The organism is Streptomyces sp. NPDC003691, assembly GCF_053981115.1.
On sequence record NZ_JBSFNQ010000007.1, the window covers coordinates 78290 to 103286 of the forward strand.

Annotated in this window: 18 protein-coding genes and 1 riboswitch; of the genes, 6 read left to right on the plus strand and 12 right to left on the minus strand. The window is 74.1% G+C overall.

Annotated features, from left to right (window positions below; genetic code table 11):
- Positions 1–54 precede the first annotated feature (54 nt).
- Positions 55–1686: an NB-ARC domain-containing protein gene (locus ACWDR0_RS05590; RefSeq protein ID WP_456350335.1), complete on the minus strand. Its 1632-nt coding sequence runs from the start codon at positions 1684–1686 to the stop codon at positions 55–57.
- A 1013-nt stretch (positions 1687–2699) separates the two neighbouring features.
- On the opposite strand from ACWDR0_RS05590, the gene ACWDR0_RS05595 reads away from it, so the two are divergent.
- Both ACWDR0_RS05595 and ACWDR0_RS05600 read left to right on the plus strand, forming a co-directional pair.
- Positions 2700–3842, plus strand: coding sequence for a GNAT family N-acetyltransferase (locus ACWDR0_RS05595; RefSeq protein WP_456350336.1), 1143 nt, complete (start codon positions 2700–2702; stop codon positions 3840–3842).
- Positions 3843–4058: 216 nt separating this feature from the next.
- Entirely contained in the window at positions 4059–5711 is a 1653-nt protein-coding gene (locus tag ACWDR0_RS05600) for a VanW family protein (protein WP_456350337.1), read from the plus strand.
- Positions 5712–5897: 186 nt separating this feature from the next.
- Here ACWDR0_RS05600 and ACWDR0_RS05605 read toward each other — a convergent pair whose 3' ends face one another.
- Complete coding sequence (locus ACWDR0_RS05605; RefSeq protein WP_456350338.1) at positions 5898–6263, minus strand: BlaI/MecI/CopY family transcriptional regulator; 366 nt, start codon at positions 6261–6263, stop codon at positions 5898–5900.
- 150 nt (positions 6264–6413) lie between these two features.
- Between ACWDR0_RS05605 and ACWDR0_RS05610 the strand changes: the two genes are divergently transcribed.
- The gene (locus ACWDR0_RS05610; RefSeq protein WP_456350339.1) at positions 6414–7238 is read left to right on the plus strand and encodes a M15 family metallopeptidase; all 825 of its coding nucleotides are present in this window, start codon (positions 6414–6416) and stop codon (positions 7236–7238) included.
- A 96-nt stretch (positions 7239–7334) separates the two neighbouring features.
- Here ACWDR0_RS05610 and ACWDR0_RS05615 read toward each other — a convergent pair whose 3' ends face one another.
- The gene (locus ACWDR0_RS05615) at positions 7335–7691 is read right to left on the minus strand and encodes a cupin domain-containing protein (RefSeq protein WP_456350340.1); all 357 of its coding nucleotides are present in this window, start codon (positions 7689–7691) and stop codon (positions 7335–7337) included.
- A gap of 274 nt (positions 7692–7965) precedes the next feature.
- Positions 7966–8826, minus strand: a complete 861-nt coding sequence (locus ACWDR0_RS05620; protein ID WP_456350341.1) for a sulfurtransferase — start codon at positions 8824–8826, stop codon at positions 7966–7968.
- A gap of 299 nt (positions 8827–9125) precedes the next feature.
- On the opposite strand from ACWDR0_RS05620, the gene ACWDR0_RS05625 reads away from it, so the two are divergent.
- Positions 9126–9896, plus strand: coding sequence for a VOC family protein (locus ACWDR0_RS05625; RefSeq protein WP_456350342.1), 771 nt, complete (start codon positions 9126–9128; stop codon positions 9894–9896).
- A gap of 240 nt (positions 9897–10136) precedes the next feature.
- On the opposite strand, the gene ACWDR0_RS05630 is transcribed toward ACWDR0_RS05625, so the two are convergent.
- From ACWDR0_RS05630 to ACWDR0_RS05645, 4 genes are all read right to left on the minus strand, one after another.
- Positions 10137–10802, minus strand: coding sequence for a thymidine kinase (locus tag ACWDR0_RS05630; RefSeq protein WP_456350343.1), 666 nt, complete (start codon positions 10800–10802; stop codon positions 10137–10139).
- 119 nt (positions 10803–10921) lie between these two features.
- Complete coding sequence (locus ACWDR0_RS05635; protein ID WP_456350344.1) at positions 10922–12124, minus strand: alkaline phosphatase family protein; 1203 nt, start codon at positions 12122–12124, stop codon at positions 10922–10924.
- Positions 12124–12723: a DUF5998 family protein gene (locus ACWDR0_RS05640; protein WP_456350345.1), complete on the minus strand. Its 600-nt coding sequence runs from the start codon at positions 12721–12723 to the stop codon at positions 12124–12126. Before ACWDR0_RS05640 ends, ACWDR0_RS05635 begins: the two co-directional genes overlap by 1 nt.
- A 57-nt stretch (positions 12724–12780) precedes the next feature.
- Positions 12781–16233 (minus strand): bifunctional acetate--CoA ligase family protein/GNAT family N-acetyltransferase, encoded by a 3453-nt coding sequence (locus tag ACWDR0_RS05645; RefSeq protein WP_456350346.1) that lies wholly within the window; start codon positions 16231–16233, stop codon positions 12781–12783.
- A 210-nt stretch (positions 16234–16443) separates the two neighbouring features.
- On the opposite strand from ACWDR0_RS05645, the gene ACWDR0_RS05650 reads away from it, so the two are divergent.
- A complete protein-coding gene (locus tag ACWDR0_RS05650; RefSeq protein ID WP_456350347.1) occupies positions 16444–16725 on the plus strand; it encodes an HPr family phosphocarrier protein in 282 nt (93 codons plus the stop codon).
- 327 nt (positions 16726–17052) lie between these two features.
- Here the strand turns inward: ACWDR0_RS05650 and ACWDR0_RS05655 are convergent, their stop codons facing one another.
- From ACWDR0_RS05655 to ACWDR0_RS05670, 4 genes are all read right to left on the minus strand, one after another.
- Positions 17053–17766, minus strand: a complete 714-nt coding sequence (locus tag ACWDR0_RS05655) for a GntR family transcriptional regulator (RefSeq protein ID WP_456350348.1) — start codon at positions 17764–17766, stop codon at positions 17053–17055.
- 368 nt (positions 17767–18134) lie between these two features.
- Positions 18135–18956 (minus strand): M23 family metallopeptidase, encoded by an 822-nt coding sequence (locus tag ACWDR0_RS05660; RefSeq protein WP_456350349.1) that lies wholly within the window; start codon positions 18954–18956, stop codon positions 18135–18137.
- 13 nt (positions 18957–18969) lie between these two features.
- Positions 18970–19132: riboswitch (cyclic di-AMP (ydaO/yuaA leader) on the minus strand.
- Between the two features lie 277 nt (positions 19133–19409).
- The gene (locus ACWDR0_RS05665; RefSeq protein WP_456350350.1) at positions 19410–20807 is read right to left on the minus strand and encodes a M16 family metallopeptidase; all 1398 of its coding nucleotides are present in this window, start codon (positions 20805–20807) and stop codon (positions 19410–19412) included.
- Positions 20804–22174 (minus strand): M16 family metallopeptidase, encoded by a 1371-nt coding sequence (locus ACWDR0_RS05670; protein WP_456350392.1) that lies wholly within the window; start codon positions 22172–22174, stop codon positions 20804–20806. The genes ACWDR0_RS05665 and ACWDR0_RS05670 overlap by 4 nt, the downstream gene beginning before the upstream one ends.
- 253 nt (positions 22175–22427) lie before the next feature.
- On the opposite strand from ACWDR0_RS05670, the gene ACWDR0_RS05675 reads away from it, so the two are divergent.
- Positions 22428–24878, plus strand: a complete 2451-nt coding sequence (locus tag ACWDR0_RS05675) for a DNA gyrase/topoisomerase IV subunit A (RefSeq protein WP_456350351.1) — start codon at positions 22428–22430, stop codon at positions 24876–24878.
- Positions 24879–24997: the final 119 nt, after the last annotated feature.

A 24997-nucleotide genomic window follows, 5' to 3' on the forward strand; every position in this document is an offset into this window, starting at 1 on the left:
GACCCGGGGAAGGGGGTCCCGGACCCGTGTCCGAGGTCCGGAGCGGCCCGGCCGTCACACCCTCGTGGGCCGGCGCCCCGGGATCACGGCCCGCGGGGCCACAGCCGGTGCCGCCGGTACGGCCCCTTGTGCGAGGCCGTGTTCCGGGGAGGGTTCGAGGCCGGGCTCCGGTCCGGCCACCCCGGCCGCCCCCACCCCCGCCTCCACCGACGGCACGGTCGCAGCCGCGGTCGCGGTCGCGGGATCCTCCTGGGCCAGCCGCAGCGCGTAGTCGCCCAGCAGACCGGGCACCGTGTAGCGGTCGAACGGCAGGAGCAGCAGCAGATGCACATCGGCCAGGCCGCGGAGCACGGCACGGGCCCGGTCCACCGGCAGTCCGGCCGCGGCCGCCGCCGCGGCGACGGTCACGGCGGTGCGGCCCCGGGCCCCGTCCGCCGGGGCCGTCAGCGCGCCGAGCAGCCGGAACATCCGCTGCTGCGGGGCGTCGAGGGCCCGGTAGGAGCTGGCGAAGACGGCCTCCAGACCGGCGCTGCCGTCCGAGGACAGCTCCAGCGCGCCGAGCCTGCCCTCCGAGCGCATCCGGCAGACGAGCGCGGCAACCGGGAACCGTGCGCCGGTGCCGAGGGCGGCGGCGGCGATCCGCAGGGCCAGCGGCAGCCCCTCGCACAGGGCGGCGAGGGCGCGCGCCGGCTCGGGTTCGGCGGCGACGACCTGCTCACCGGCGGCCCGGGCGAGAAGCCGGAGCGAATCGCCCTCGTCGAGAGGGCCGATCCGGACGGTCCTTCCGGCGTCGTGGACGGCGAGCCCGACCAGGCTGTCGCGGCTGGTGACGACCGTGCAGGTGCCGGGTCCGCCGGGTCTCAGCAGCCGTATCTGCTCGGCACAGACCGCCCCGTCGAGCAGGACGAGCACCCTGCGGTCGGCCACCAGGGACCGGAAGGCCGCCGCTGCCTGCACGGTGTCGGCGGGTACGGCGTCCGCGGATACGCCGAGGCCCGCCAGCAGATAGGCCAGGGCCTCGGCGGTGCCCAGCGGACGGCCGCCGGCCCGGTGGCCGCGCAGATCCACGTACAGCTGTCCGTCGGGGAAGCGGTCCGCGGCGCGGTGCGCCCAGTGGACGGCCACGGCGGACTTGCCGGAACCCGGCGGTCCGGTGACGACGGCCAGCCCGGAGCCACCACGGCCGGCCACCGCGTCCAGTTCGGCGCAGGCCCGCCGGGATCCCGCCAGGACCGCGACGGAGGGCGGCAGTTGGCGCGGCGGGCCGCAGGCACGGCCGGTCCCGCCCGGCACCGCCGCGGGACGGGTGGCCGGGGCGGGCTCCGGGCCCGGTACCGGGCCGCCGGGCCGGGCGGGGAGCGGTGCGAACGGTATCCGGGCCCGGTCCGGCGCGGCACCGGGCGGGACGACGGCGGCGGCCGCGAGCCGGGCCCGGGCCGTGAGCCACTCCGCCACCTCGGCCGGACTCCCGCCGCACGCCCGGACATAGGCGGCGATCAGGTCCGGTCCGGGAAGGGTGGACCGCCGGAGCATGGTGGCCACGGTGCTGGGCGGCAGCGAACCGCCGTCCCGCCGGGCACTGCGTTCGAGCTGGCGGTAGGAGAGCCCGGCGACCTCCCTGCGCTGCCGCAGCAGCATCACATACTCTTCGCTGGTACCGGCACGGGCCGGATCGACGTCGGTCACGTTCAATTCCCCCTAGAGTCCCCCGGGGTGTACTCGGCGGGCACCCTCGCGCGCCCCGGCCCACCCGGCCGGTGAGGGTCCTGCGGAGCGGTCGCCCGGCGCGCCCCGGCCGCGGCTGCGGCGGGACGCTGGTCGTCACATCCCGTGAAGCGTGAAGCGTGGAGCATGGCGCGTGAAACATGGAGAGCGAAGCTCCGGAGCGTGAAGCCGGCGCTTGAGGAAAGCGCTTGAGGCCGGGGCTTGGAGACAGCGCGGAAAAACAGCGCCCGGAGCATGGAGCTGGAGCGTGCGGCTGCACGGCGGATCCCGCCGGGCGGACCGCCGGGGAGTCGTCGAAAACGGTCGTGAGTGGTCGGGAGTGGTCGGGAGGCCGCCGGAGGTCACCCGCGGCCGTCCGGCCGCGGCCCCCGGCAGGCCGCCGCCCGGTATCGGTGGCACCCGCCGCCCGGGGGCCTTCGGACGGGCCTCCCGCCCCGGGGCGAGCCCGGTGGTACGGACCGGGGAGAACCGACCGGTGTTCCGGTGAAAGTTGGGTGGGACACTACAACAGCCCGGTCGGAGCGGGGAGTACACGGAAAGTGCTCCCGCTGCCCCCGGGGCCGTCCGGGAGCCGCGCGGGACAGCCCGGGACAGCACCCCGCAACGCTCCTGACAGGGATTGTCCGGCGCCGCCACCTGGGTTGTCCGCTCGTCGGGCCCATTGTCCGAAGGTTTGTCCGGACCCGTGGAAGAGGGGTCGGCGGCCGGGCCGGAGGCGTTTCCGGGCGTACGGCGGTGACCGCGCCGTGCCCCGCGGCAGGCCCGGTTGCGCATGGCATTCGCCGGCAGCACCAGTCCCCCTCGGGCCCCACCGGGCGCGTCGGGGAATGCGGCAGCCGGGCCCGGGGCCGGCCTGACACACCAGCAGCGGCGCGCGCAACGAGGCCCGTTCCCGGTGTCGCCCCATGCCCTCGGCACCCCTTCCCCCCACCCGAAATCCACTAAGCTTCTACACAGTGTAGTAGTTTACGTCCGTGGATGCCGACCAGCGCGCAGCCGCGCACCCCAGCCCTGCCCACGACGGCTCCCCGGGGGGCCGTCCGCCGATTCCCGCCGCACGAAGGAGCGTTCCCCGGCCGGACCCGGCCCCGGACCCGGACCCGGCCCCGGACCCGGTCTCGGACCCGGACCCGGCCCCTGCGCCGGACGCGGGACCGGCGCGCATACCGACAGCAGCCCCGGAGACCGCTCCCGTACCGGAACTCCCCGCCACCGTCCGGGAACTGACCCCCGACGAGCTGCCGTTCGTCACCGAGGACCATCTGCGGCACTTCCCGGACGGCTTCTTCGCCCGGCTCGGCCCCGGATTCGTCACCGCCTACCTCCGTACCTATCTGGACAGTCCGCATGCCCGCGCCTATGCGGTCACGGCACCGGCGGACCCCGCGCCCGGCGCCCCGGACACCGTCCGGCCGCCCGCCGGTTATCTCCTGGGCGTGCTCGACCCGGCCGCCCACCGGGCGCATGTGCTCCGCTTCCACCGCCGCGGGCTCGCGGCCCGCGGCGCACTCGCCCTCGCCGCGCGCCCCCAGGCGGCGGGCCACTTCCTGCGGACCCGGACGGCCCGCTACGCCCGGGCCCTGCTGGCCCCGGCGGCCCCCGCGGGGGCCGCGCCCGCGGGAGCCGGACCCTCGGAAACGGCCGGAGGGCCGCCGGGACCACCGCCCGGGGAAGCCCCCGCGGGATCGGACACCGCCGCCCCGGCCGGAAGGCCCGCCGGAACGCCCCCCGGAACACCCTCCGGTCCGGCGAGCCCGGCCCCCGCCCCCACCGCCGTGCTCGCCTATGTGGCCGTCGCCGAGGGCGCCCGCTCGCGCGGCCTCGGCGGTGCGCTGATCGACCGGTTCACCGCCGAAGCGGCCGCCGCGGGATGCACCCGCGCCGAACTGGTCACCCTGGCCGGGGCGGGCGGCGCCGGGCCCTACTACGAGCGGCGGGGCTGGCTCCCCCGGGGCACCTCGGGCACGCCCGACGGACGGCTGCTCACCACGTACGAGCTGCCCCTGTCCGGACCCTCGGCGACGGGCCGGCGGACCCCCGGCCCGCAGGCCGCTCCGGAGCCCGCCCCGCGAGCCGCCCCACCGGCGGGCCCGGCTCCCGGCGGCCCCTCCGCCTGACACCCCGGGCAGGCCCGGGAAGCCGACCCCGCCGACGGGGGAGCGAAACCGGAAAGGTAGGATTATTTACCGTTCGCTTACCCAGGCATCGGTAACGTCCTTAACAGTCGTCACCCTGGCCGGGCCGTGCGTGCCCGGCCAGTTGCTTTCCGTCACTCCGGGGGGTCCCCTTTGCGCCGCCGAATACATCCCGCTGCCGCCGTTGGCGGGGCCGCCGTGCTCGGAGCAGGCGCCCTGTACGTCGCGGGACTGGTGCTCACCGGGGACGAGGTTCCCTCGGGGACCACGGTCCGGGGTGTGGACATCGGCGGGCTCAGCGAGTCGGAGGCCCGGGCCAAGCTGGAGAAGGACCTGGCCGCCGCGGCCGGCACCCCGCTCGCCGTGACCGTCGGCGACAAGAAGGACACGGTCGACCCCGCCGCGGCCGGGCTCTCCTTCGACACCGCGGAGACCGCCGCCCAGGCGACCCGCTCCGACAAGGACCCGTTCACGGTCATCGGCAATCTCTTCTCCTCCGACGGCGGCCCCGTGGAGCCCGTCGTCACCGCCGACGAGGACAAGGCCCGCACCGCGCTCACCGCCCTGGCCAAGAAGCACGACCGCACCGTCCGCGACGGCTCGATCACCTTCTCCCAGGGCCGGGCGAAGGAAGTGCGCCCGGTCACCGGCCAGGCACTGAACGTGGACGACGCGGTCGGGACCCTGCGCACCGCCTTCGCCGAGGCTTCGGCGGGCGCCCCGGCGGACCTCCCGGTGAAGAAGACCGAGCCGAAGACGAGCGCCGAGGAGATCGACCGCGCGATGCGCGAGATCGCCGAGCCCGCGATGTCCGACGTGGTGACCCTGACCACCGGCGGCAAGCAGTTCACGGTCACCACCGGCGCCATCGGCCGCCATCTGACCATCGCCCCCGACGCCAAGGGCAAGCTGGTCCCGAAGCTGGACGGCGCGAAGATGCTGAAGGACCGGGTACTCGGGCCCAGCATCGCGGCCGCCACCGAGGAGCCCAAGGACGCCGTACTCCGGCTGAACGGCGCGAAGGTGGAGGTGGTGTCGGACGGCACCCCCGGCCAGGAGATCACCGCGAAGGCCCTGACGGACGCCGTCATGCCCCTGCTGACCAAGGAAGGCACGGCCGCCCGTACCGGCCCCGTCGCCACCGTCACCGCGCAGCCCGAGCTGACCCGCGCCAGCGCCGCCCAGCTGGGCCTCACGGAGAAGGTGTCGTCCTTCACCGCCACCTTCGAGAAGGCCGCCTACCGCACCACCAACATCGGCCGGGCCGCCCAGCTGATCAACGGCTCGACGGTGATGCCCGGCGAGACCTGGAGCTTCAACGACACCGTCGGTGAGCGGACCAAGGAGAACGGGTTCACCGAGGGCATCATCATCCTCAACGACAAGTACACCAAGGCGGCGGGCGGCGGTGTCTCCACCGTGGCCACTGCCGTCTTCAACGCCATGTTCTTCGCCGGGGTCAAGCCCGTCGAGTACGGCGCCCACTCCTTCTACATCGAGCGGTATCCCGAGGGCCGCGAGGCGACCGTCGCCTGGGGCAGCCTGGACCTCCGCTTCCGGAACGACTCCGGCAAGGCCATCCAGATCCTGACCAGCGCGAACGACACCTCGGTGACCGTCACCTTCGTCGGGACCAAGAAGTACGACGAGATCAAGGCCGAGAAGGGCCCCCGCACCAATGTGAAGGAGCCGGGCACCCGGCCGGGCGCGGAGAAGGACTGCCAGCCGCAGACGCCGCTGGAGGGCTTCGACGTCACGGTCCAGCGGATCTTCATGGACAACGGCCAGGAAGTGAAGCGCGAGCCGTTCAAGACCCGCTACACCCCGCGCGACGAGGTCACCTGCGACTGACCCCCGCACCCGAGCTCAGCCGACCGGCCGCTCCCGCCCGCCCGCAAACGGCGACGGGGGCGGCCGTTCGCATCGGCGCCCGCGACCACCACCGGCACCGGCACCGGCACCGGCACCGGCACCGGCCGACCCGTACCGGCTCAGCCGTACGACGCCCGGTGCCCCGCCCCTGCCTACCGCCCTTCCCTAACTCCCGCCGCCGCCCGCCCGCTTCAGCGCCTCCCGCAGCGCCGCGGCCTCCCCCGCGTCCAGCCGGCCGGCGAACCGCAGCAGCGCGCCCGTCCGGTCCGCCGAGGTGTCCAGCGCGCGCTCCATCAGCTCCGCCGTGTAGTCCTCGGCCGAACGCACCGCGCTGTAGCGGTAGGACCGGCCGTCCTTCTCCCGGGTGAGCCATCCCTTGGCCCGCAGCCGCTCGGTGACGGTCATGACCGTGGTGTACGCCAGCGGGCGCCGTTCGTTGAGCGCGTCCGTCAGGGACCGCACACTGAGCGGCTCGCCGTTCCGCCACACTAGGCCCATGATCTCGGCCTCCAGCTCGCCCAGCGCACCCATCGCCCCGCTCCCTCTCCGCTCCCGCCGGACGGCTCCGCCGGCCGGTCCTTTCCCCGTCCAGTCTGCCCGGCCGGCCCGGCCGCCGTCGCACACCCCCGTTCCCGTACCCCCGATCCACTAATCTTCTACACGACGTAGTAATTTAGCTCCATGCGAATGCCCCACGCCCCAGGCGCCGTTGCACCCCGCCGCCCCCTCCGGACCACCCGCGGCCGCCGGGCCCGGACCGCCGCACTCCTCACCGCCACCGCCCTGGTGGCGACGGCCTGTTCGGCATCGGCGGACGACCGCGACGGCACCGGTGGCACCGGCAGCCCGGCCGTCGCATCCGCGCCGCCCTCCGCCACTCCCCCGCCCGCGCCGCCGCCCCCGGCCGTCGACGCCGTCGTCACCCCGCTCTCGGACCGGCAGTGGAACCGCATGGTCGACGTGGGCATGTGGCGCAAGGGCTGCCCGGCCGGCCGGGAGAAGCTGCGGCGGGTGGAGATGAACCACTGGGACTTCACGGGGAAGGTGCGCCGCGGCGAGCTGATCGTCAACGCGGACACGGCGGAGAGCGTCGTCCGGATCTTCACCCGGCTGTTCGACCAGCGCTTCCCGATCCGCCGGATGGAATCGGTGGAGTCGTACGGCGGGGACCTGGACGCCAGTCTGAAGGCGGACAACACCTCGGCGTTCAACTGCCGCCGGCCCGACCAGATCAACGCCCCGTTCATGGAGTCACCGCACGCCAACGGCCGGGCGATCGACATCAACCCGCGCGAGAACCCCTGGCAGGACCTGCGGAAGAAGGCATGGTTCCCGGGCCCGGAGTTCAGCGCCCGCACCCCCGGCAAGGGCAAGATCCTCGAAGGCGGGCCGGTGTGGCGGGCGTTCACGGCCGAGGGGTGGATCTGGCAGAACATCAGCGTCGCCGACTATATGCACTTCGACACGGGCTACCCCTCGGTCCCCTTCCGCCCCCGCACCCCGTAGGCCGTGTCCGACACATCTCGTCCGACACGTCCCGTCCGGCCCGGCCCGGGGCGGCCCCGAAGGGCGCGGTCACGGGCGCCCGTGACCGCGCCGAGCCTACGCGTCGCCGGGCAGGGTGATCGCGTACGCCTTGCGGAGCGTCTCGTGCACGGTCCAGGTCGTCCGGTCGCCGCGCCGCAGCACCCCGAGGTCACCCGGCCCGATCCGCAGGGTCGGGCCGCCCTCGACCTCGACCGTGGCCCGCCCGCTGACCACCACGAACATCTCGTCCTCCTCGACGTCCGTCACCACACCCGGGGTGATCTGCCAGATGCCGCGGAGCTGCCGGCCGTCCGGCGACTCCCACAGCAGCTTCCCGCTGATCTCGGGGGCGCCGGAGACGATCTGCGCCGGATCCGGCGGATCGGGTTCGAGTTCGGCATCCGGAATATGCACGGCGAAGCTGTGGTCCATGGGGGCGGCTCCTTTCCCTGGTGCCGTACGAGGGGTACGGCGCGGTACGACGGTGTACGGGATCCGGCCCGGGCGGCCGGAACGGACCACCGGCCCGGCATCCGGCCGCGGACGTCACCAACGCCGGAGACGACACGGATGACAGGGACAGCAGGGGCGGAACGGGCGGCGTGATCCGGCCATGATCCGCGCCGCCCGGCCGGATCCGTGCGCCGACGATCTCACAGCCCCGTACGGCACTCCCCGCCGGGCCCCGGTCCGGTACCCGGCCCGCTCAGCCCCGTCCGGCGCCGGTCGCCACCGGCCGCGCGGGGTCGCGGGACCACTCCGACCAGGAGCCCGCGTAGAGCGCCGGAACGAATCCCGCCAGTTCCAGCGCCAGCGCCTGCTGCGCGCCGGACACCCCGGAGCCGCAGTAGACACCGACCCGGGCACCCGGCTCCGCGGCGCCGAGCGCGGCGAACCGGGCCGTCAGCGCGGCGGACGCCAGAAAACGGCCGTCACCGTCGACGTTCTCGCTGGTCGGCGCGGAGACCGCGCCGGGGATATGCCCGGCGACCGGGTCGATCGGCTCGACCTCGCCCCGGTACCGCTCACCCGCCCGGGCGTCCAGCAGCAGCCCCGAACGCGCCAGTTCCGCCGCGGTGTCCGCGGTCAGCAGCGGCAGTCCGCCCGGCCGGGGCTCGAAATCGCCTTCCGCCGGCCCGGGTGTCTCCTTTTCGAGCGGTCCGCGCCAGGCGGCGAGCCCGCCGTCCAGCACCCGTACGTCCCGGTGCCCGGTCCACCTCAGCAGCCACCAGGCGCGGGCCGCGCCCCACCCCAGGTCGCCGTCGTAGGCGACCACCGGTGTCCCGGCCGAGACCCCGGCCCGGCGCATCACCGCGCCGAACTCCGCCGGGTCGGGCAGCGGATGGCGCCCGCGCTCCCCGGGCGCCCCGGCCAGCTCGGCGTCCAGGTCGACGAAGACCGCGCCGGGAATGTGCCCGGCGTCGTAGGCGGGCCGGCCGTGCGGGCCGCCCAGCTTGTAGCGGACGTCCAGGACGACCGGCGGCCGGGGTCCGGCGAGCGCCTCGGCGAACTCATCGGCGGAGATGATCGGACTCGGCGTCCGTACGGGGGTCGGTGTCTCAGTCATACGGCCATCCTGGCCCACCCGGCCCCCGGCGGTCCCCCGCCACCGGCCCGAGGCAGAAGACCGCACACACCGCAAGCCCCAAAACTCACCAAAGTGGGCAACCTCCGGCAGGAACCCGCCAAAAGCGGCGCGGCCGGGGCGTCGTCACCGCCGGGGAGTGGAAGCATGCGCACCGGGCGTGCGGCCGGAGAACCCACACCGGAGAACCCACACCACGCAGACCGCGCACGCCCACGGGCCTGATCCACAAGGCCCCGTCCCCCGCACGGACACCACGATGGTCCGAGGAGAGAGTGACGATGACCGAGGCAACTCGGCATGCCCCCGGCACACCCTGCTGGGTGAGCCTGATGGTGCACGACCCCGATGCGACGATGCACTTCTACGGCGGGCTGTTCGGCTGGGAGTTCCACCCCGGCCCGCAGCAGCTCGGCCCCTATGTCCGCGCGCTGCTCGACGGCGAGGAGGTGGCGGGTGTCGGGCGGCTGCCCGCCGATGACAGGCTGTCCGTCGCCTGGACGCCGTATCTGGCGACCCCGGACGTGAACCGGACGGCGGAACAACTGCGCTGCTGCGGCGGCACGGTGGGCGTCGGCCCGCTGGACGCCGAGGACGCCGGACGGCTGGCGATCGTCACGGACACCTCGGGCGCGGTGTTCGGGCTGTGGCAGGCCGCGGCCCACCGCGGCACCGCGGCCCACGGCAGACACGGCACGCCGGTCTGGCACGAGCTGGTGACGGCCGAGACCTCGGCGGTCGTCAAGTTCTACCGCACGGTCTTCGGTTACGAGGAGGAGCGCGATCCGGATCCGGACGCCGACCGGACGACGCTGCTCGCGGCGGGCCGGCCGGTGGCCGCGGTGCGCGGCGTCGGCCGGGCGCTGCCGCGGGACCGCGGGGCGCACTGGGTGAGCTGGTTCGAGGTGGACGACACCGACGCGGCCGCCGAGCGGGTGGCGCGGCTGGGCGGCCGGGTGCTGGCCCCGCCGGCCGACGGCGAGCGGGGGCGCGCCGCGACGGTGGCCGACCCGGAGGGCGCGGAGTTCATCGTGGTCCGCTCCCCCCGCTGACCCGCCCGGCCTGTTTCTCCCGCTGACGCACCGGGCCCGTTCCTGCCGAAGCCGGGCGCGCCGGATCCGATTCTCCCGCCGACGCGCCGGGTCCGTTCCTGCCGCTGAAGCACCGTCCCGCCGTTCCCGGTGCTGCCCGGGAGCGGCGGGTCCGGCGGCCCGGCGCACCGCCGGTACGGGCGCCGGTTCCGGCTCCCGTCCCGGAGCCCGTACCGGCGCGTACCGGACACCCGTCCCGGATCAGCCCCCGGCCGCGGGCTGGTCCACCGGCAGCACATCGGGGGAGAGCACGGCGGCCCGGGCGCTCGCGGCGGTCATCCGGCGCCGGTGGTGGCGGCGGCACAGCACCTCGTAGCCGACGACGTCCTCGTCGTAGCCGTTGACGTCGCCCACCACCACCTGGGCGCCCTCGACCACCATCCGGCCGCCCACGGTGCGCGCGTTGTGGGTGGCCCGGGCACCGCACCAGCAGAGCGCCTCGACCTGGAGCACCTCGACCCGGTCGGCCAGCTCCACCAGGCGCTGCGAGCCGGGGAAGAGCTTGGAGCGGAAGTCGGTGGTGATGCCGAAGGCGAAGACGTCCAGCTCCAGATCGTCCACGACCCGGGCCAGCTGGTCGATCTGGGCGGGGGTGAAGAACTGCGCCTCATCGGCGATCACATAGTCGCAGCGCAGCCCGGAGGAGAGCCGGTCGACCAGATAGGCGTAGAAGTCGAAGGCGTCGGGCGCCTCGACGGCATCGGTGACCAGCCCCAGCCGGGAGGACAGCTTGCCCTGGCCGGCCCGGTCGTTCCGGGTGAAGATCATGCCCTGGAGGCCGCGGGCGGACCTGTTGTGCTCGATCTGGAGGGCGAGGGTGGATTTGCCGCAGTCCATGGTTCCGGAGAAGAACACCAGCTCGGACATGGGTGGCTGAGGACCTTTCGGCAGTCGTGGAACAAGAGGGGTGGCGGGGCGTCCCGGGCCGGGCGCGCCGGAAGCCGGAATGCCGGGGCCGGATCGCGGGACCGGCCCCGGGCCGGAGGTCAGGACCGGATCTCGATCAGCGGCACGAGCTGCTCGACGGGCGTCATCGAGCCGTGCATGCCCGCCAGCGCCGACTCCAGGGGCTCCTGGACGGATGCGGTGATGGCGAGGTCGTCGCAGGCCGCGGCGACCACATCGCCGATCCGGCCGAGGATCCGCTCGTCGACGACGGGCCCGAACCAGCCCGCGGCGATGGCCTCGTCGCGGCTCGCGACCCAGAACCGGTCGCCGAGCACCTCGCGCCAGACCGTGAGGACATCGGAGGCGGCGCCCGGGACGGCGTAGACATGACGGGCCCGGCCCTCGCCGCCCAGCAGGGCGACCCCTGCCCGCAGCTCCCAGTCCTCGTCGAAGTCGATCCTCGACTCCTCGTCGAACGGGACGTCGATCATGCCGTGGTCGGCGGTGACATAGAGCACGGAACGGCGCGGCAGTTGCTCGGCGAGCCGCTGGACCAGCCGGTCCGCGTGGGAGAGCTGGCCGCGCCAGGCGTCGGAGTCGACACCGTAGCGGTGGCCCATGCCGTCGACGTCGCTGTAGTACGTGTAGACGAGGGAGCGGTCGCCCGCGGCGAGCTGCTCGGCCGCCAGGTCCATCCGCTCCTCGCCGCTGAGCCTGCCGTGAAACGTTCCGCCGCTGAGCGCGATCCGGGTCAGCGGGGTGGTCTCGAAGAGCGGTGACGACACCTGGGCGGTGTGCACTCCGGCCTCGTGGGCGCGCCCGAAGACGGTGGGGTGGGGCTGCCAGGCGTGCGGATCGGTGTACGGCTTCCAGCGGAGCTGGTTCATCAGGGCGCCGGTGGCGGGGTTGCGCACGGAGTACCCGGGCAGTCCGTGCAGACCCGGCGGGAGCCCGGTGCCGACGGACGCCAGCGAGGTGGCCGTGGTGGCCGGGAACCCGGCGGTGATCGGCCGGCCGGTACCGCCGCGGGAGGTGTGCAGCAGGGAGTGGAGGTACGGGGCGTACTCCGGGTGGCTGCGGATCTGCTCCCAGCCGAGGCCGTCGATCAGGAAGACGCAGACCCGGTCGGCCGGGGTCAGCTCCGGTATGGCCGTGTCGAATCCGGGCACACCGAGCCCGGCGACGAGGGTCGGCAGCAGATCGGCGAGGGAGCCGGAGCCGTACTCGGGCACGGGCGCGCCGTTGAGGGCGAGCGGCATCGGATCGTCGGGCCAGTAGGCCGCCGTGTCGGGCCGGACCATCAGCGGGAGGCCGCCGGCGGGGCGTCGGCGGTGGCCTCGGAGAGCGACTGGGCGAAGGCCAGGGTCTGGCGGACCGTGTCCGGGCCGTCGCCGGCCTCGCTGACCCGCAGGCTGAGGTCGTCGGCCGTGGAGTTGCCGGTGTAGCCGTGGTCGGCGTCGCAGTTCGGGTCGCCGCAGGCGGCGGGCTCCAGGTCGAGCCGGGACACGGCGCCCCAGCCGATGGTGAGGACGACCTCGCGGGGCAGGGTGCCCGGGGTGTACGACTCGGGGTTGGCGACGACTCTGCTGACCACGACCGAGGAGATCCGGTCCAGCTTGACCGACTCGGTGGAGGTGGTGGCGTACGGCGTGGGGGAGCTGGAGTCCGCGGCCTGCTCGTCGGTGTGGCTGACGATGAAACGGTTGCGCGTGAGGACCAGGACGGTCACATGGCGGCGGACCTCGTTCGCGTCGAACGTCGTCTCCTGGTGGACCAGGTACGAGACGATCCGCTCGCCGCCGACGGCCGCCTCCACCGCCTCTGCCACGAGAGCCGGGTAGTAGCCGCTGCGCTCGATCGCCGCGCGCAGCCCCTGGGTCGTCGTACCGGTCTTCGCCATGTGGTCCATCCTACGGGCCCCGGGGGGCGGTGGACGCTCGTGGTGCCGAGCGGTTGCTCAGTAGCTCGGTAGCCGGCGCGGCCCGAGATCGGCGGGGACGGTGGTGGGTGCGAGCCGGACCGAGGCGCTGAGCACGGAGAGCCCGGCCGGGGACACGACGACGGGTTCCAGTCCGACGGCGACGACCTCGGGGTGGTCGTCGACCAGGCGTGACACCCGCAACAGCAGGTGTTCGAGTGCCGCGGTGTCGACGGGGGCGGAGCCGCGCCAGCCGAAGAGGAGGGGAGCCGTACGGATGCTCCGGATCTGTCCGGCGGCGTCCCGGTCGGTGACGGGGACCAGCCGGTGCGCGGTGTCGCCGAGCAGTTCGGAGGCGACGCCCGCGAGGCCGAAGGAGAGATAGGGGCCGACCGCCGGGTCGACGACGGCCCGGACGACGGTGTCGACGCCGCGCGGGGCCATGGCCTGGACGACGGGCTGGAGCTCGACGGGCCTGCCGAGCAGTTCGGTCAGCTCCCGGTAGGCCCGGCGGAGCTGGGCCTCGCCGCCGAGGTCCAGCCGGACGCCCCCGAGGTCGGCGCGGTGCCGCAGATGGGGGGCGGTGGTCTTCAGTGCCACGGGGTAGCCGAGCCGCTCGGCGGCGCGGACGGCCTCGTCGGGGCCGGGCGCGGGGAGGGCGCGCAGCACCCTGATGCCGTAGGTGGCGAGCAGGGCGGCCGCGTCCCGGGGCCCGAGGGTGATCCCGCGCTCCCCGGCGCCCGCGCCGCCGAGCAGTCCTTCGATCAGCTCCGCGGCCCGGGCCTCGTCGATGTCCTCGTACTCGGGCACCTTCCCGCCCCCGGCGGCCTCGCGCCGCCACTGCCCGTACTTGACGGCCTCGGCCAGCGCCCGCACGGCACGCTCGGCGGCGGGGTACGCGGGGATCCCGCCGCCCGCCGGCCCATCGGCCGCACCGCCGGATCCGGTTCCGTGATCTTCCCCGGCCGGTCCGGACCGGCCCCCGGTCTCGGCGGCTACGGCTCCGGCTCCGGCTCCGGCTCCGGCGGGCACCTGCGCCGCAGGATGCGGTTCGGCTGCCCGGCCCGGCGCACCCGGGTCACCGGCAGTTCCGGGGCTCTGCACTCCCCCGGTCGCCCCGGCCCCGGCGTCCGGAAGACCGGGCCCGCCGGGCGCAGGGCCCCCGGAATCCGGCTTCCCGCTCGCCGAAGGCCCGGCGGGCGCACCGGCCGGGCCGTTCGCCGGCTCCGCGGGGGATCCGCTCCCCGGTTCGCCGACCGGTCCGCCTGCCGGGGTGCCGGAACCCGCGGCCCCGTTCTTGTGCGGGCCGCACGCACTGCCGGGCCCGGCCGCCCCGGAGTTGTCCGCCGCGCCGCCGGAGGCAAGCGCTCCGGCCAGGCCGCCGAGTTCCACCTGGACGACCACCACCGGCTTCCCCGGCGCGGTCACGGCCGCCTCCCGCAGCGCCGACGCGAGTTCCTCGCCGTCGCCGGAGCCCTCGGTACCGCTCTCGCGCACCCAGGGGATCGCCGTGACCACCACCGCGTCGCAGTCGTCGTCCGCGAGGGCGCGGGCGAGAGCCGCCCGGAAGTGGGCGGGGGCCGCGCCGGTCGTGAGGTCGAGCGGCGGCAGCGGCCGCAGGCCCTCCGTCAGACAGGCGTCGTACGTCAGCAGGCCCAGGGACTCGGAGTTGCCGAGGATCGCCACCCGCGGCCCGCCGGGCAGCGGCTGGCCCGCCAGCAGCAGGCCCACGTCGACCAGCTCGGTCACCGTGTCGACCCGGATGACGCCCGCCTGCCGCAGCAGCGCGTCCACGGCCGCGTCCGGGATCCTGGCGACCGGTACCGCGTGGCCCGGCGGCTCGCTGCCGCTGTGGCGGGCGCCCTTGACCACGACGACCGGCTTCACCTCGGCCGTGCGCCGCGCCAGCCGGGTGAACTTGCGCGGGTTGCCGATGGACTCCAGATACAGCAGGGCGACATCCGTCTCGGGGTCCTCGTACCAGTACTGGAGGATGTCGTTCCCGGAGACGTCGGCACGGTTGCCCGACGAGACGAAGGTCGAGAGCCCGGCCGGCCCGGCGCCCCCGGCCCCGGCACTCCCGGCCTCGGCACTCCCGGAAGCCCCGGCCGCCGCACCGCCGGAGGCACCGGTTCCGGCTCCGGCTCCGCGCCGGTGCAGCGCAGCCAGCAGCGCGATACCGATCGCGCCGGACTGGGTGAACAGCCCGATCCGCCCCGCCACCGGCGCGTGCGGCGCGAGGGAGGCGTTGAGGCGGACGGCCTCGGCATTGTTGATGACCCCGAACGAGTTCGGGCCGATGATCCGCATCCCGTACGAACGGGCCTGCCGTACCAGCTCCCGCTGCCGCGCCCGCCCGGCCGCCCCGCTCTCCGCGTATCCGGCGCTGAGCACCACCAGGCCCCGTACCCCCGCCTCGCCGCAGTCGGCCACCACCTCCGGCACCCGCTCGGCGGGCACCGCGACGACCGCGAGGTCCACCGGCCCCCCGGCCGCCGCCGCGCCGTCCGGTCCGGTGATCTCGCGTACGGAGCGGAACGCGGGCACCCCGTCGACCTCTTCCCGGCCGGCCGGGAAGGCGCGGTTCACCGCGTACGTACGGCCCGTGTACCCGGCGGCGGTCAGATCGCGCAGCACCGTCCGGCCCAGCCCGCCGGGCGCCCTCCCGACTCCGACGACGGCGACGCCGCGCGGGGCCAGCAGCCGCTGTACGGACCTGGCCTCGGCCCGGTGCTCGCGGGCGCGCTGGACCGCGACGGACTCCGCGGTGGGTTCGAGGTCGAGCGTCAGATGGACGGTGCCGTCCTCGAAGGTGCGCCGCTGGGTGTACCCGGCGTCCCGGAAGACTTTGATCATCTTGTTGTTGGCGGGCAGCACCTCCGCGGCGAACCGCCGGATGCCCCGCTCCCGGGCCACCGCCGCGATGTGCTCCAGCATCGTCGAGGCGATCCCGCGCCCCTGGTGCGCGTCCTGCACCAGGAACGCCACCTCGGCCCCGTCGGCCGGCGCGCTCGCGGGCCGCCCCCGGCGGTCGATCCGGTCGTAACGGACGGTCGCGATGAACTCGCCCCCGACGGTGACGGCGAGCCCCACCCGGTCGACGAAGTCGTGATGGGTGAACCGGTGGACGTCCTTGGCGGACAGATGGGGGTAGGGCGCGAAGAAGCGGTAGTACTTCGACTCGTCCGACACCTGTTCGTAGAAGCTCACCAGACGCTCGCCGTCCGCTGCGGTGATCGGCCGGATCCTGGCGGTCGCGCCGTCCCTCAGTACGACGTCCGCCTCCCAGTGGTCGGGGTAGTCGTGCCCGTCCCCGGCCCCGCCCCGGCCCTCTTCGCCGCCCCCGCCCGCCGCGCCGGACCCGGCCTCACCTGCGGCGGGACCCGGCGCCCCGGGGTCCGCCCCGGTGCCGCGGCCCCGGCCCCCGTCGTTGTCCCGGGGCCCCCGGGGGTCCCCGCTCTCGTCCCGCTCGGCGTCCCGCTCGGTCTGCATGGCAGAAAGCGTACGGCGCGGCCGCGGAGCGCGACGGGCCCGGCCGGACCTTCGCCGGGCGCCACCGCCCGGTCACGGCTCGCGACGGCCGCCGGACAGGGGCACTCTGGGGTGCACGGCCCGCTCCGGGACCGGCACGAGCACCCGGGGCGCCGTGAGACACTGACCGTGAACTGGTCTAGACAACCACTGAACGTGAAGGGCAACACCATGGCTGAGCGCCGCGTCAACGTCGGCTGGGCCGAGGGCCTGCACGCCCGCCCCGCTTCCATCTTCGTCCGTGCCGCCACGGCCTCCGGCGTTCCGGTGACGATCGCCAAGGCCGACGGCTCCCCGGTCAACGCGGCCTCCATGCTCGCCGTGCTGGGCCTGGGCGCCCAGGGTGGCGAGGAGATCGTCCTCGCCTCGGACGCCGACGGCGCCGACGCCGCGCTGGACAAGCTTGCCAAGCTCGTCGCCGAGGGTCTTGAGGAGCTTCCGGAGACGGTCTGAACCGACTCACCGGCTCCGCCCGGCAGCCGCGGCCTTCCGCGGCCCCGTGAATTCAGGCGCTGATCCCCGACGGGGGATCGGCGCCTGTTCTGTTCCCCGGCCCGCCCCCACCGCTTTCCCGCTATCCGTACGGGCCTCCGCATCCGCTCCGGAAATCCGGCACAGAAAACGGCAAAAGGACGCGCCCCGGCGCCCGGGAAAACAAAAGCAACTCCCCCGCCCTTTCTACCGCCGCCGTGTTAAATGCGATCGCGTCTTGTGTTGACGGAATGTTGCGGGGCCCGGCATACCGCCGGTCTCAGCGGCGGCCGCCGGATGCCGCGGGGCTCAGCCGCGGCGGCTGCCGGAACCCGCTTCACCGGCGCCCGGCGCCACCCCCGCGTACGGCACCCCGGCGCGCGCCGCGTGCCCCACCGGGAACCGCAGCCGGTGCGCGTCCGCCGCGCGCTCCGCGTGCACCGCCGCCAGGGCCCGCGCCCGCTCCGGGTCCCGCCGGCCCACCGCGTCCACGATCGCCCCGTGCTCGGCCCACGACTCCACCGGCCGGCGGAACCCCGGCTCCACCGCGTACATCCAGGCGATCTTTCGGCGCAGCGGCGTCAGCAGGGCGATCAGCCCGGGGGCGGCGGACGCCTGGGCGAGCGTCTCGTGGAACCAGTCGTCCAGCGACCGCAGCTCCCCCACCCTGCCCCGGGCCGCCCGCTCCTGCCCCAGCCGCACCAGCCCGCGCAGTACTTTCAGATGCCCCGCCGTACGGTGCCGGGCGGCCCGGGCGGCCGCCAGCGGCTCCAGCAGGGCCCGGATCTCCAGCAGATCGGCGGCCTCCCGCTCGTCCGGTTCGGCCACGCACGCCCCGGCGTGGCGCCGGGTGGTCACGAAGCCCTCGGACTCCAGGGTCCGCAGCGCCTCCCGCACCGGTACCCGGGAGACCCCGTACCGCCGGGCGAGCTGCTCCTCCGTCAGCCGGCCGCCGCGCGGGAAGACCCCGGAGACGATGTCGTCGCGAATCGCCCTGCAGACCGATTGCGCGGGAACCCGCATACCCGTACCTCCGCTGTGATCCGGACGTGTCGACGAACCAACGCACACCAGCGCACACCAATGAACACCGGCACACGCCGACGAACACCGACGAATACCGGTGGAAGCCGACGAGCACCGGTGGACGCCGGGGTGCACCGATGAACGCGAACAAACGCGAGGGACACGTTCGCCCGCATTTCCCGTACGACTCTATGCCAGCGGGCCGGATATTCCGACACCCCCGATAAACCGTGGATATCTTCCGGCCAACCGGATTCGCCGGATACCCGGATCACCCGGGGACCGCCCCTGTGGCGCCCCGGCCCGGAAAAGCCGGACGCCCCGGCGCGGGGCGCCGGGGCGTTCGGAAGGCGAGAAGGGAGCCGTCAGAGCTTGACGCCCTTGCCGCGCAGATAGGCGACCGGGTCGATGTCCGAGCCGTACTCGGCGCCGGTGCGGACCTCGAAGTGGAGGTGGGCGCCGGTGGAGTTCCCGGTGGAGCCCGCGCGGCCGATCTGCTGGCCGGGCATCACGGTCTGCCCCGCGGAGACGGAGACCGACGACAGGTGCGCGTACTGCGTGTACGTACCGTCGTGCATCTTGATGACCACGTTGAAGCCGTACGCGCCGCCCCAGCCCGCCTCGACGACGGTGCCCGCGCCCACCGAGACGATCTTGGTGCCCATCGAGGCGTGGAAGTCGATGCCGGTGTGGGTGCCCGAGGACCAGAGCGCGCTGTTCGCCTCGTACGAGGTGGTGACCTGCGAACCGGCGACGGGGGCCTGGTAGGTGTTGAGCAGCTTGCGCTCGGCCTCGCGGGCCGCGCGCTCCCGGGCCTCCCGCTCCGCCTTCGCCCGGGCCTCCGCCTCGCGCTTGGCCTCGGCCTCCGCCTGGGCGCGGGCCACGGCCTGCTGCTTCTGGGCGTGCGCCTGGTCGGCGACCTGGCCGGAGAGCGAGTCGGACGCGGAGAGCGGCTGGAGCCCCGGCTGTTCGGCGGCGAGGATCTGCAGGGTGCCCGTGTCCTCGGCGCTCAGGGTGCCCGGGTCGGCGTCGCGGTCCCGGCCGTCGCCGTCGGCGGCGAACGCGGGGGCGGCGAGGGTGCCGATGACGCCGGTGGTGGCGAGGGTCGCGGCCCCGGCGATGCTCGCGCTGCGGCGCGTCATCCGGCTCGGGCCACGGTGCTTCCCGCTGGATCGGGCAAACGCCATGAAGAGGCTGGTCCTTTCCTTCCTTCTCGCCTACCGGGTTAGCTGACGGGTTCGGAGAGAGGAAGGTCTCCTACGGCTCCTCCGCGGGCTGCGGAGGCTCCGATTCACCCCGGTGGGGACATGGGTCCCCGGCTCCCCAGGGCTCGCGCCCGGCGGGGACTCGGCGATGGCTGTCCGTGCCGCGGTTTGCGGCGCCTGCCGGCGAACAGCCGCACCGACGCTAGGCGGACGGCATGTCGATCACCAAACAAACAGGCCTCTTTGTTGTTCATGCCACAGCCCATGCCGGTCAACTTCCCACCAAAACGGACATCTGACGGCACGGAGCCCCGGGCGCCGCGCGACGTGCGCAACACCCGGGGCTCCGCCGTACGGCCAACGCCGTACGAAGCACCGGAACTCCGGAGCACCGGGACTCCGGCGCTCCGGACCCAGCGGCTGAGGGAGACTCCGTCAGCCCTTGACCACGGTCACGTCCCCGATGCCCAGCTCGCGGACCGGACCGGCGATCTCCGAGGCGTCACCGACGAGCACGGTCACCAGCCGGTCGACGGGGAACGCGCTGACGACCGCGGCCGTCGCCTCGACCGTGCCGGTCTGCGCCAGCCGGGCGTACAACTCGCCCTGGAAACCGTCGGGCAGGTGCTGCTCCACCTGGTCGGCGAGGGTGCCCGCGACCGAGGCCGCCGTCTCGTACCGCAGCGGGGCGACCCCGACCAGGTTCTGTACGGCGACATCGCGCTCGGCATCGGTGAGGCCCTCGGCGGCGAGGGTGCGCAGCACCTGCCAGAGGTCCGCCAGCGCCGGGCCGGTGTTGGGCGTGTCGACCGAGCCGCTGATGCCCAGCAGCGCGGCGCCGGAGCCGTCCGGGGCGGAGCACAGCACCTGGGCGAAGGCCCGGACGCCGTACGTGTACCCCTTCTCCTCGCGCAGCACCCGGTCCAGCCGGGAGGTGAGGGTGCCGCCGAGGCAGTAGGTGCCGAGCACCTGGGCCGGCCAGACCCGGTCGTGCCGGTCGGCGCCGATCCGCCCGATCAGCAGCTGGGTCTGGACCGCGCCCGGCCGGTCCACGATGATCACGCGGCCGGTGTCGTCGGCGGTGATCTCCTCCCGCGGGCGGGGCGCCGCGGTGTCGCCCTGCCAGGTACCGAGGGTTTCGGCGAGCAGCGCGTCGAGGTCGACGCCGGTCAGATCGCCGACGACGACCGCCGTGGCGGTCGCGGGCCGGACATGCGCTCCGTAGAAGGCCCGGACGGCGGCGGAGTCGATCCGTGCCACGGTCTCCTCGGTGCCCTGACGGGGGCGGGAGATCCGCAGCGGGGCCGGGAAGAGGCTGCGGTACAGCTCCTTGGCGGCGCGGCGGCCGGGGTTGGCCGTCTCGTGCGGGATCTCGTCCAGCCGGTTGCGTACCAGCCGTTTGATCTCGCCGTCGTCGAACGCGGGGGCGCGCAGCGCCTCGGCGAGCAGCCCGAGGGCCTTGGGCAGCCGGGAGACCGGCACCTCCAGGGAGACCCGGACACCGGGGTGGTCGGTGTGTGAGTCAAGGGTCGCCCCGCAGCGCTCCAGCTCGGCGGCGAACTCCTCGGCGGACCGTTTGTCGGTGCCCTCGGACAGGGCCCGGGCCATGATCGTGGCAATGCCGTCGAGGCCCTCGGGCTCGGCGCCGAGCGGGGCGTCGAGGTTGATCTCCACGGCCACGACCTGCTGGCCGGGGCGGTGGCAGCGCAGCACGGTCAGACCGTTGGGGAGGGTGCCGCGGTCGGGCGCGGGGAACGCCCACGGGGTGGGCTCCCCGGACGCGGGCCGGGGGTGGAAGTCCATCGTGGTCAGCGGCTCGGCGGCGTCGGTCACTGGTCCGCACCCTCTTCTGCGTCGTGGTCGGTCTCGTTGGTGCCGTCGGCGTCCGCCCCGGCCTCGGCGCCGGGCACGGGCTCGTACACCAGCACCGCGCGGTTGTCGGGGCGCAGCCGCGCCGCGGCGATCTCGCGGACCTCGTCGGCGGTGACGGAGAGCACCCGCTGCACGGCCGTCAGGGCCAGCTGGGGGTCGCCGAAGAGCACCGCGTAACGGCAGAGTTCGTCGGCGCGGCCCGCGACGGTGCCGAGCCGGTCCAGCCATTCGCGCTCCAGCTGGGCCTGGGCGCGCTCCATCTCCTCGGCCGTCGGGCCGTCCGCGGCGAACCGGGCCAGCTCCTCGTCGACGGCGGTCTCGATCTCCGCCACCTCGACCCCGCCGGACGTCTTCACGTCCAGCCAGCCCAGCGACGGGGCACCGGCCAGCCGCAGCAGGCCGAAGCCGGCCGCGACGGCGGTCTGGTCCCGGCGCACCAGGCGGTTGTGGAGCCGGGAGGACTCCCCGCCGCCGAGGACGGTCAGGGCCACGTCGACCGCGTCGCACTCGCGGGTGCCGTCGTGCGGCAGCCGGTAGGCGGCCATCAGGGCGCGGGCGGGCACCTCCTCCTCGACGACCTCGCGGAGCTGCCGCCCCATGACCTCGGGCAGGGTCCCGTCGCGCGGCGGCTGCTTGCCGTCGTGGGCGGGGATGGAGCCGAAGTACTTCTCGACCCAGGCCAGGGTCCGCTCCGGGTCGATGTCGCCGACGACCGACAGCACCGCGTTGTTCGGCGCGTAGTAGGTGCGGAAGAAGGCGCGGGCGTCCTCCAGGGTCGCCGCGTCGAGGTCGGCCATCGAGCCGATGGGGGTGTGGTGGTACGGGTGGCCCTCGGGGTAGGCCAGGGCCGTCAGCTTCTCGAACGCGGTGCCGTACGGCACGTTGTCGTACCGCTGGCGGCGCTCGTTCTTCACCACGTCGCGCTGGTTCTCCATCGACTCGTCGTCGAGGGCGGCCAGCAGCGAGCCCATGCGGTCGGCCTCCAGCCAGAGCGCCAGCTCCAGCTCGTGCGTGGGCATGGTCTCGAAGTAGTTCGTGCGCTCGAAGCTGGTGGTGCCGTTGAGCGAGCCGCCGGCGCCCTGCACCAGTTCGAAGTGGCCGTTCCCCTGGACCTGCTTCGAGCCCTGGAACATCAGGTGCTCGAAGAGGTGGGCGAGGCCGGTGCGGCCCTTCACCTCGTGGCGCGAGCCCACGTCGTACCAGAGACAGACCGCGGCGACCGGGGTCAGGTGGTCCTCTGAGAGCACCACGCGCAGGCCGTTGGCCAGGCGGTGCTCCGTCGCTGTCAGGCCGCCGGAACCGGCCTGCGCTGTGGCCGTGTGACCCATGGGCATGTACGTCCCTTCGATCGCGAAGATGCTACTGATCCCCCAGGACTGCCACTGTATGCAAGCGGGCTGACGACTGGCGAAGTTCCGGCTTGCCGGATAGTTCGCGCTGGGCGAAGTCGCGGTCGGCGGGCGGGCCGGCGGGCGCCCCGGCGCGGGCGTGTTCGCCGGGTGGTGGTCGGGGTTGTCGGTGCCACGGTCCACAATGGTCGGCATCAGATGCCGACCCGGTCGTGAAGGAGCAGGAGCCGCGATGGCCCGCCGCAGCACCAAAACCCCGCCGCCCGATGATTTCGAGGAGCGGATCCTCGACATCGACGTCGTCGACGAGATGCAGGGCTCCTTCCTCGAGTATGCGTACTCCGTCATCTACTCCCGCGCCCTGCCGGACGCCCGCGACGGTATGAAGCCGGTGCAGCGCCGGATCGTCTACCAGATGAACGAGATGGGGCTGCGCCCGGACCGCGGCTATGTGAAGTGCGCCCGGGTGGTCGGCGAGGTCATGGGCCGGCTCCACCCCCACGGCGACCAGTCGATCTACGACGCGCTGGTGCGGATGGCGCAGCCGTTCTCCATGCGGCTGCCCCTGGTCGACGGCCACGGCAACTTCGGTTCCCTCGGCAACGACGACCCGCCGGCCGCGATGCGGTACACCGAGTGCCGGATGGCCGACGCGACGTCGCTGATGACCGAGTCCATCGACGAGGACACGGTCGACTTCGCCCCGAACTACGACGGGCAGGAGCGGGAGCCGGTGGCGCTCCCCGCCGCCTATCCGAACCTCCTGGTCAACGGCGCGTCCGGGATCGCGGTCGGCATGGCGACCAATATGCCGCCGCACAATCTGGGCGAGGTCGTCGCGGCCGCCCGCCATCTGATCCGGTATCCGGGCGCCGACCTGGAGACCCTGATGCGGTACGTGCCGGGGCCGGACCTGCCGACCGGCGGCCGGATCGTGGGCCTGGCGGGCATCCGCGACGCGTACGAGACCGGCCGGGGCACCTTCAAGATCCGGGCCACCGCGACCGTGGAGGACGTCACCCCCCGCCGCAAGGGCCTGATCATCACCGAACTGCCCTTCACCGTCGGCCCGGAGAAGGTGATCGCCAAGATCAAGGACCTGGTCAACGCGAAGAAGCTCCAGGGCATCGCGGACGTCAAGGACCTCACCGACCGCGCCCACGGCCTCCGGCTGGTCATCGAAATCAAGAACGGCTTCGTGCCCGAGGCCGTCCTGGAGCAGCTGTACAAGCTGACGCCGATGGAGGAGTCCTTCGGTATCAACAATGTCGCGCTGGTCGACGGCCAGCCGCTGACGCTGGGGCTGAAGGAGCTGCTGGAGGTCTATCTCGACCACCGCTTCACCGTGGTGCGGCGGCGCAGCGAGTTCCGCCGGACCAAGCGGCGCGACCGGCTGCACCTGGTGGAGGGCCTGCTGACCGCCCTCGTCGACATCGACGAGGTCATCCGGCTGATCCGCTCCAGCGAGAACTCGGCGCAGGCCAAGGAGCGCCTGATGGCGCAGTTCTCGCTCTCCGAGATCCAGACCCAGTACATCCTCGACACCCCGCTGCGGCGGCTCACCAAGTTCGACCGGATCGAGCTGGAGTCCGAGCGGGACCGGCTCAACGCCGAGATCGACGAGCTGACGCGGATCCTGGAGTCCGACGCGGAGCTGCGGAAGATGGTCTCCGCCGAGCTGGCCGCGGTGGCCAAGAAGTACGCCACCGAGCGGCGGACGGTCCTGCTGGAGTCGGCAGCCGTCCCGGTCGCCGCGGTCCCGCTGGAGGTCGCGGACGACCCCTGCCGGGTGCTTCTGTCGTCGACGGGCCTGCTGGCCAGGACCGTCACCGGCGATCCGCTGCCGGAGCCGGCCGGGAAGCGGGCCAGGCACGATCTGGTCGTCTCGTCCGTCGCGGCGACCGCCCGCGGCGATATCGGCGTGGTGACCTCCGCCGGGCGGCTGCTGCGGCTGGCCGTGATCGACCTGCCGCAGCTGCCGCAGACCGCGTCCGCGCCGAACCTGTCCGGCGGGGCGCAGCTCTCCGAGTTCCTCTCCCTGGAGGCGGACGAGACCGTCGTCTGTCTGACGACCCTCGCGGAGGACTCCCCGGGTCTGGCCCTCGGCACCGTCCAGGGCGTCGTCAAGCGGGTGGTGCCCGACTATCCGGCGAACAAGGACGAGCTGGAGGTGATCGCCCTCAAGGACGGCGACCGGATCGTCGGCGGCGCCGAGCTGCGCACCGGTGAGGAGGACCTCGTCTTCATCACCTCGGACGCCCAGCTGCTGCGTTTCCAGGCGTCGCAGGTCCGGCCGCAGGGCCGGGCCGCGGGCGGGATGGCCGGGATCAAGCTGACGCAGGACGCCGTGGTGCTCTCCTTCACCGCGGTCGACCCGGCGGCGGACGCGGCGGTCTTCACGGCCGCCGGATCGACCGGTGCCCTGGACGATTCCGTCACCACGGTGAAGCTGACCCCGTTCGACCAGTACCCCCGCAAGGGACGGGCCACCGGTGGCGTGCGCTGCCAGCGGTTCCTGAAGGGCGAGGACATCCTGCTGCTGGCGTGGGCGGGCGCCGCTCCGGCCCGGGCCGCCCAGCGGAACGGGACGCCCGCGGAGCTGCCCGAGCCGGACCCGCGCCGGGACGGTTCGGGTACCCCGCCGGTGTCGGCCGTCGCGGTGCTGGCGGGCCCGGCGGACTGACCGGCCGGGCGCGGAGCACGGGGGCGTACGGGCGGGGTGCACGGGCGGGGCCGGCCCTGTCCGTACACCCCGGCGCCCTGCCCTGTGCCGTACTCCTTGCCGCACCCCGCCGGGTACGG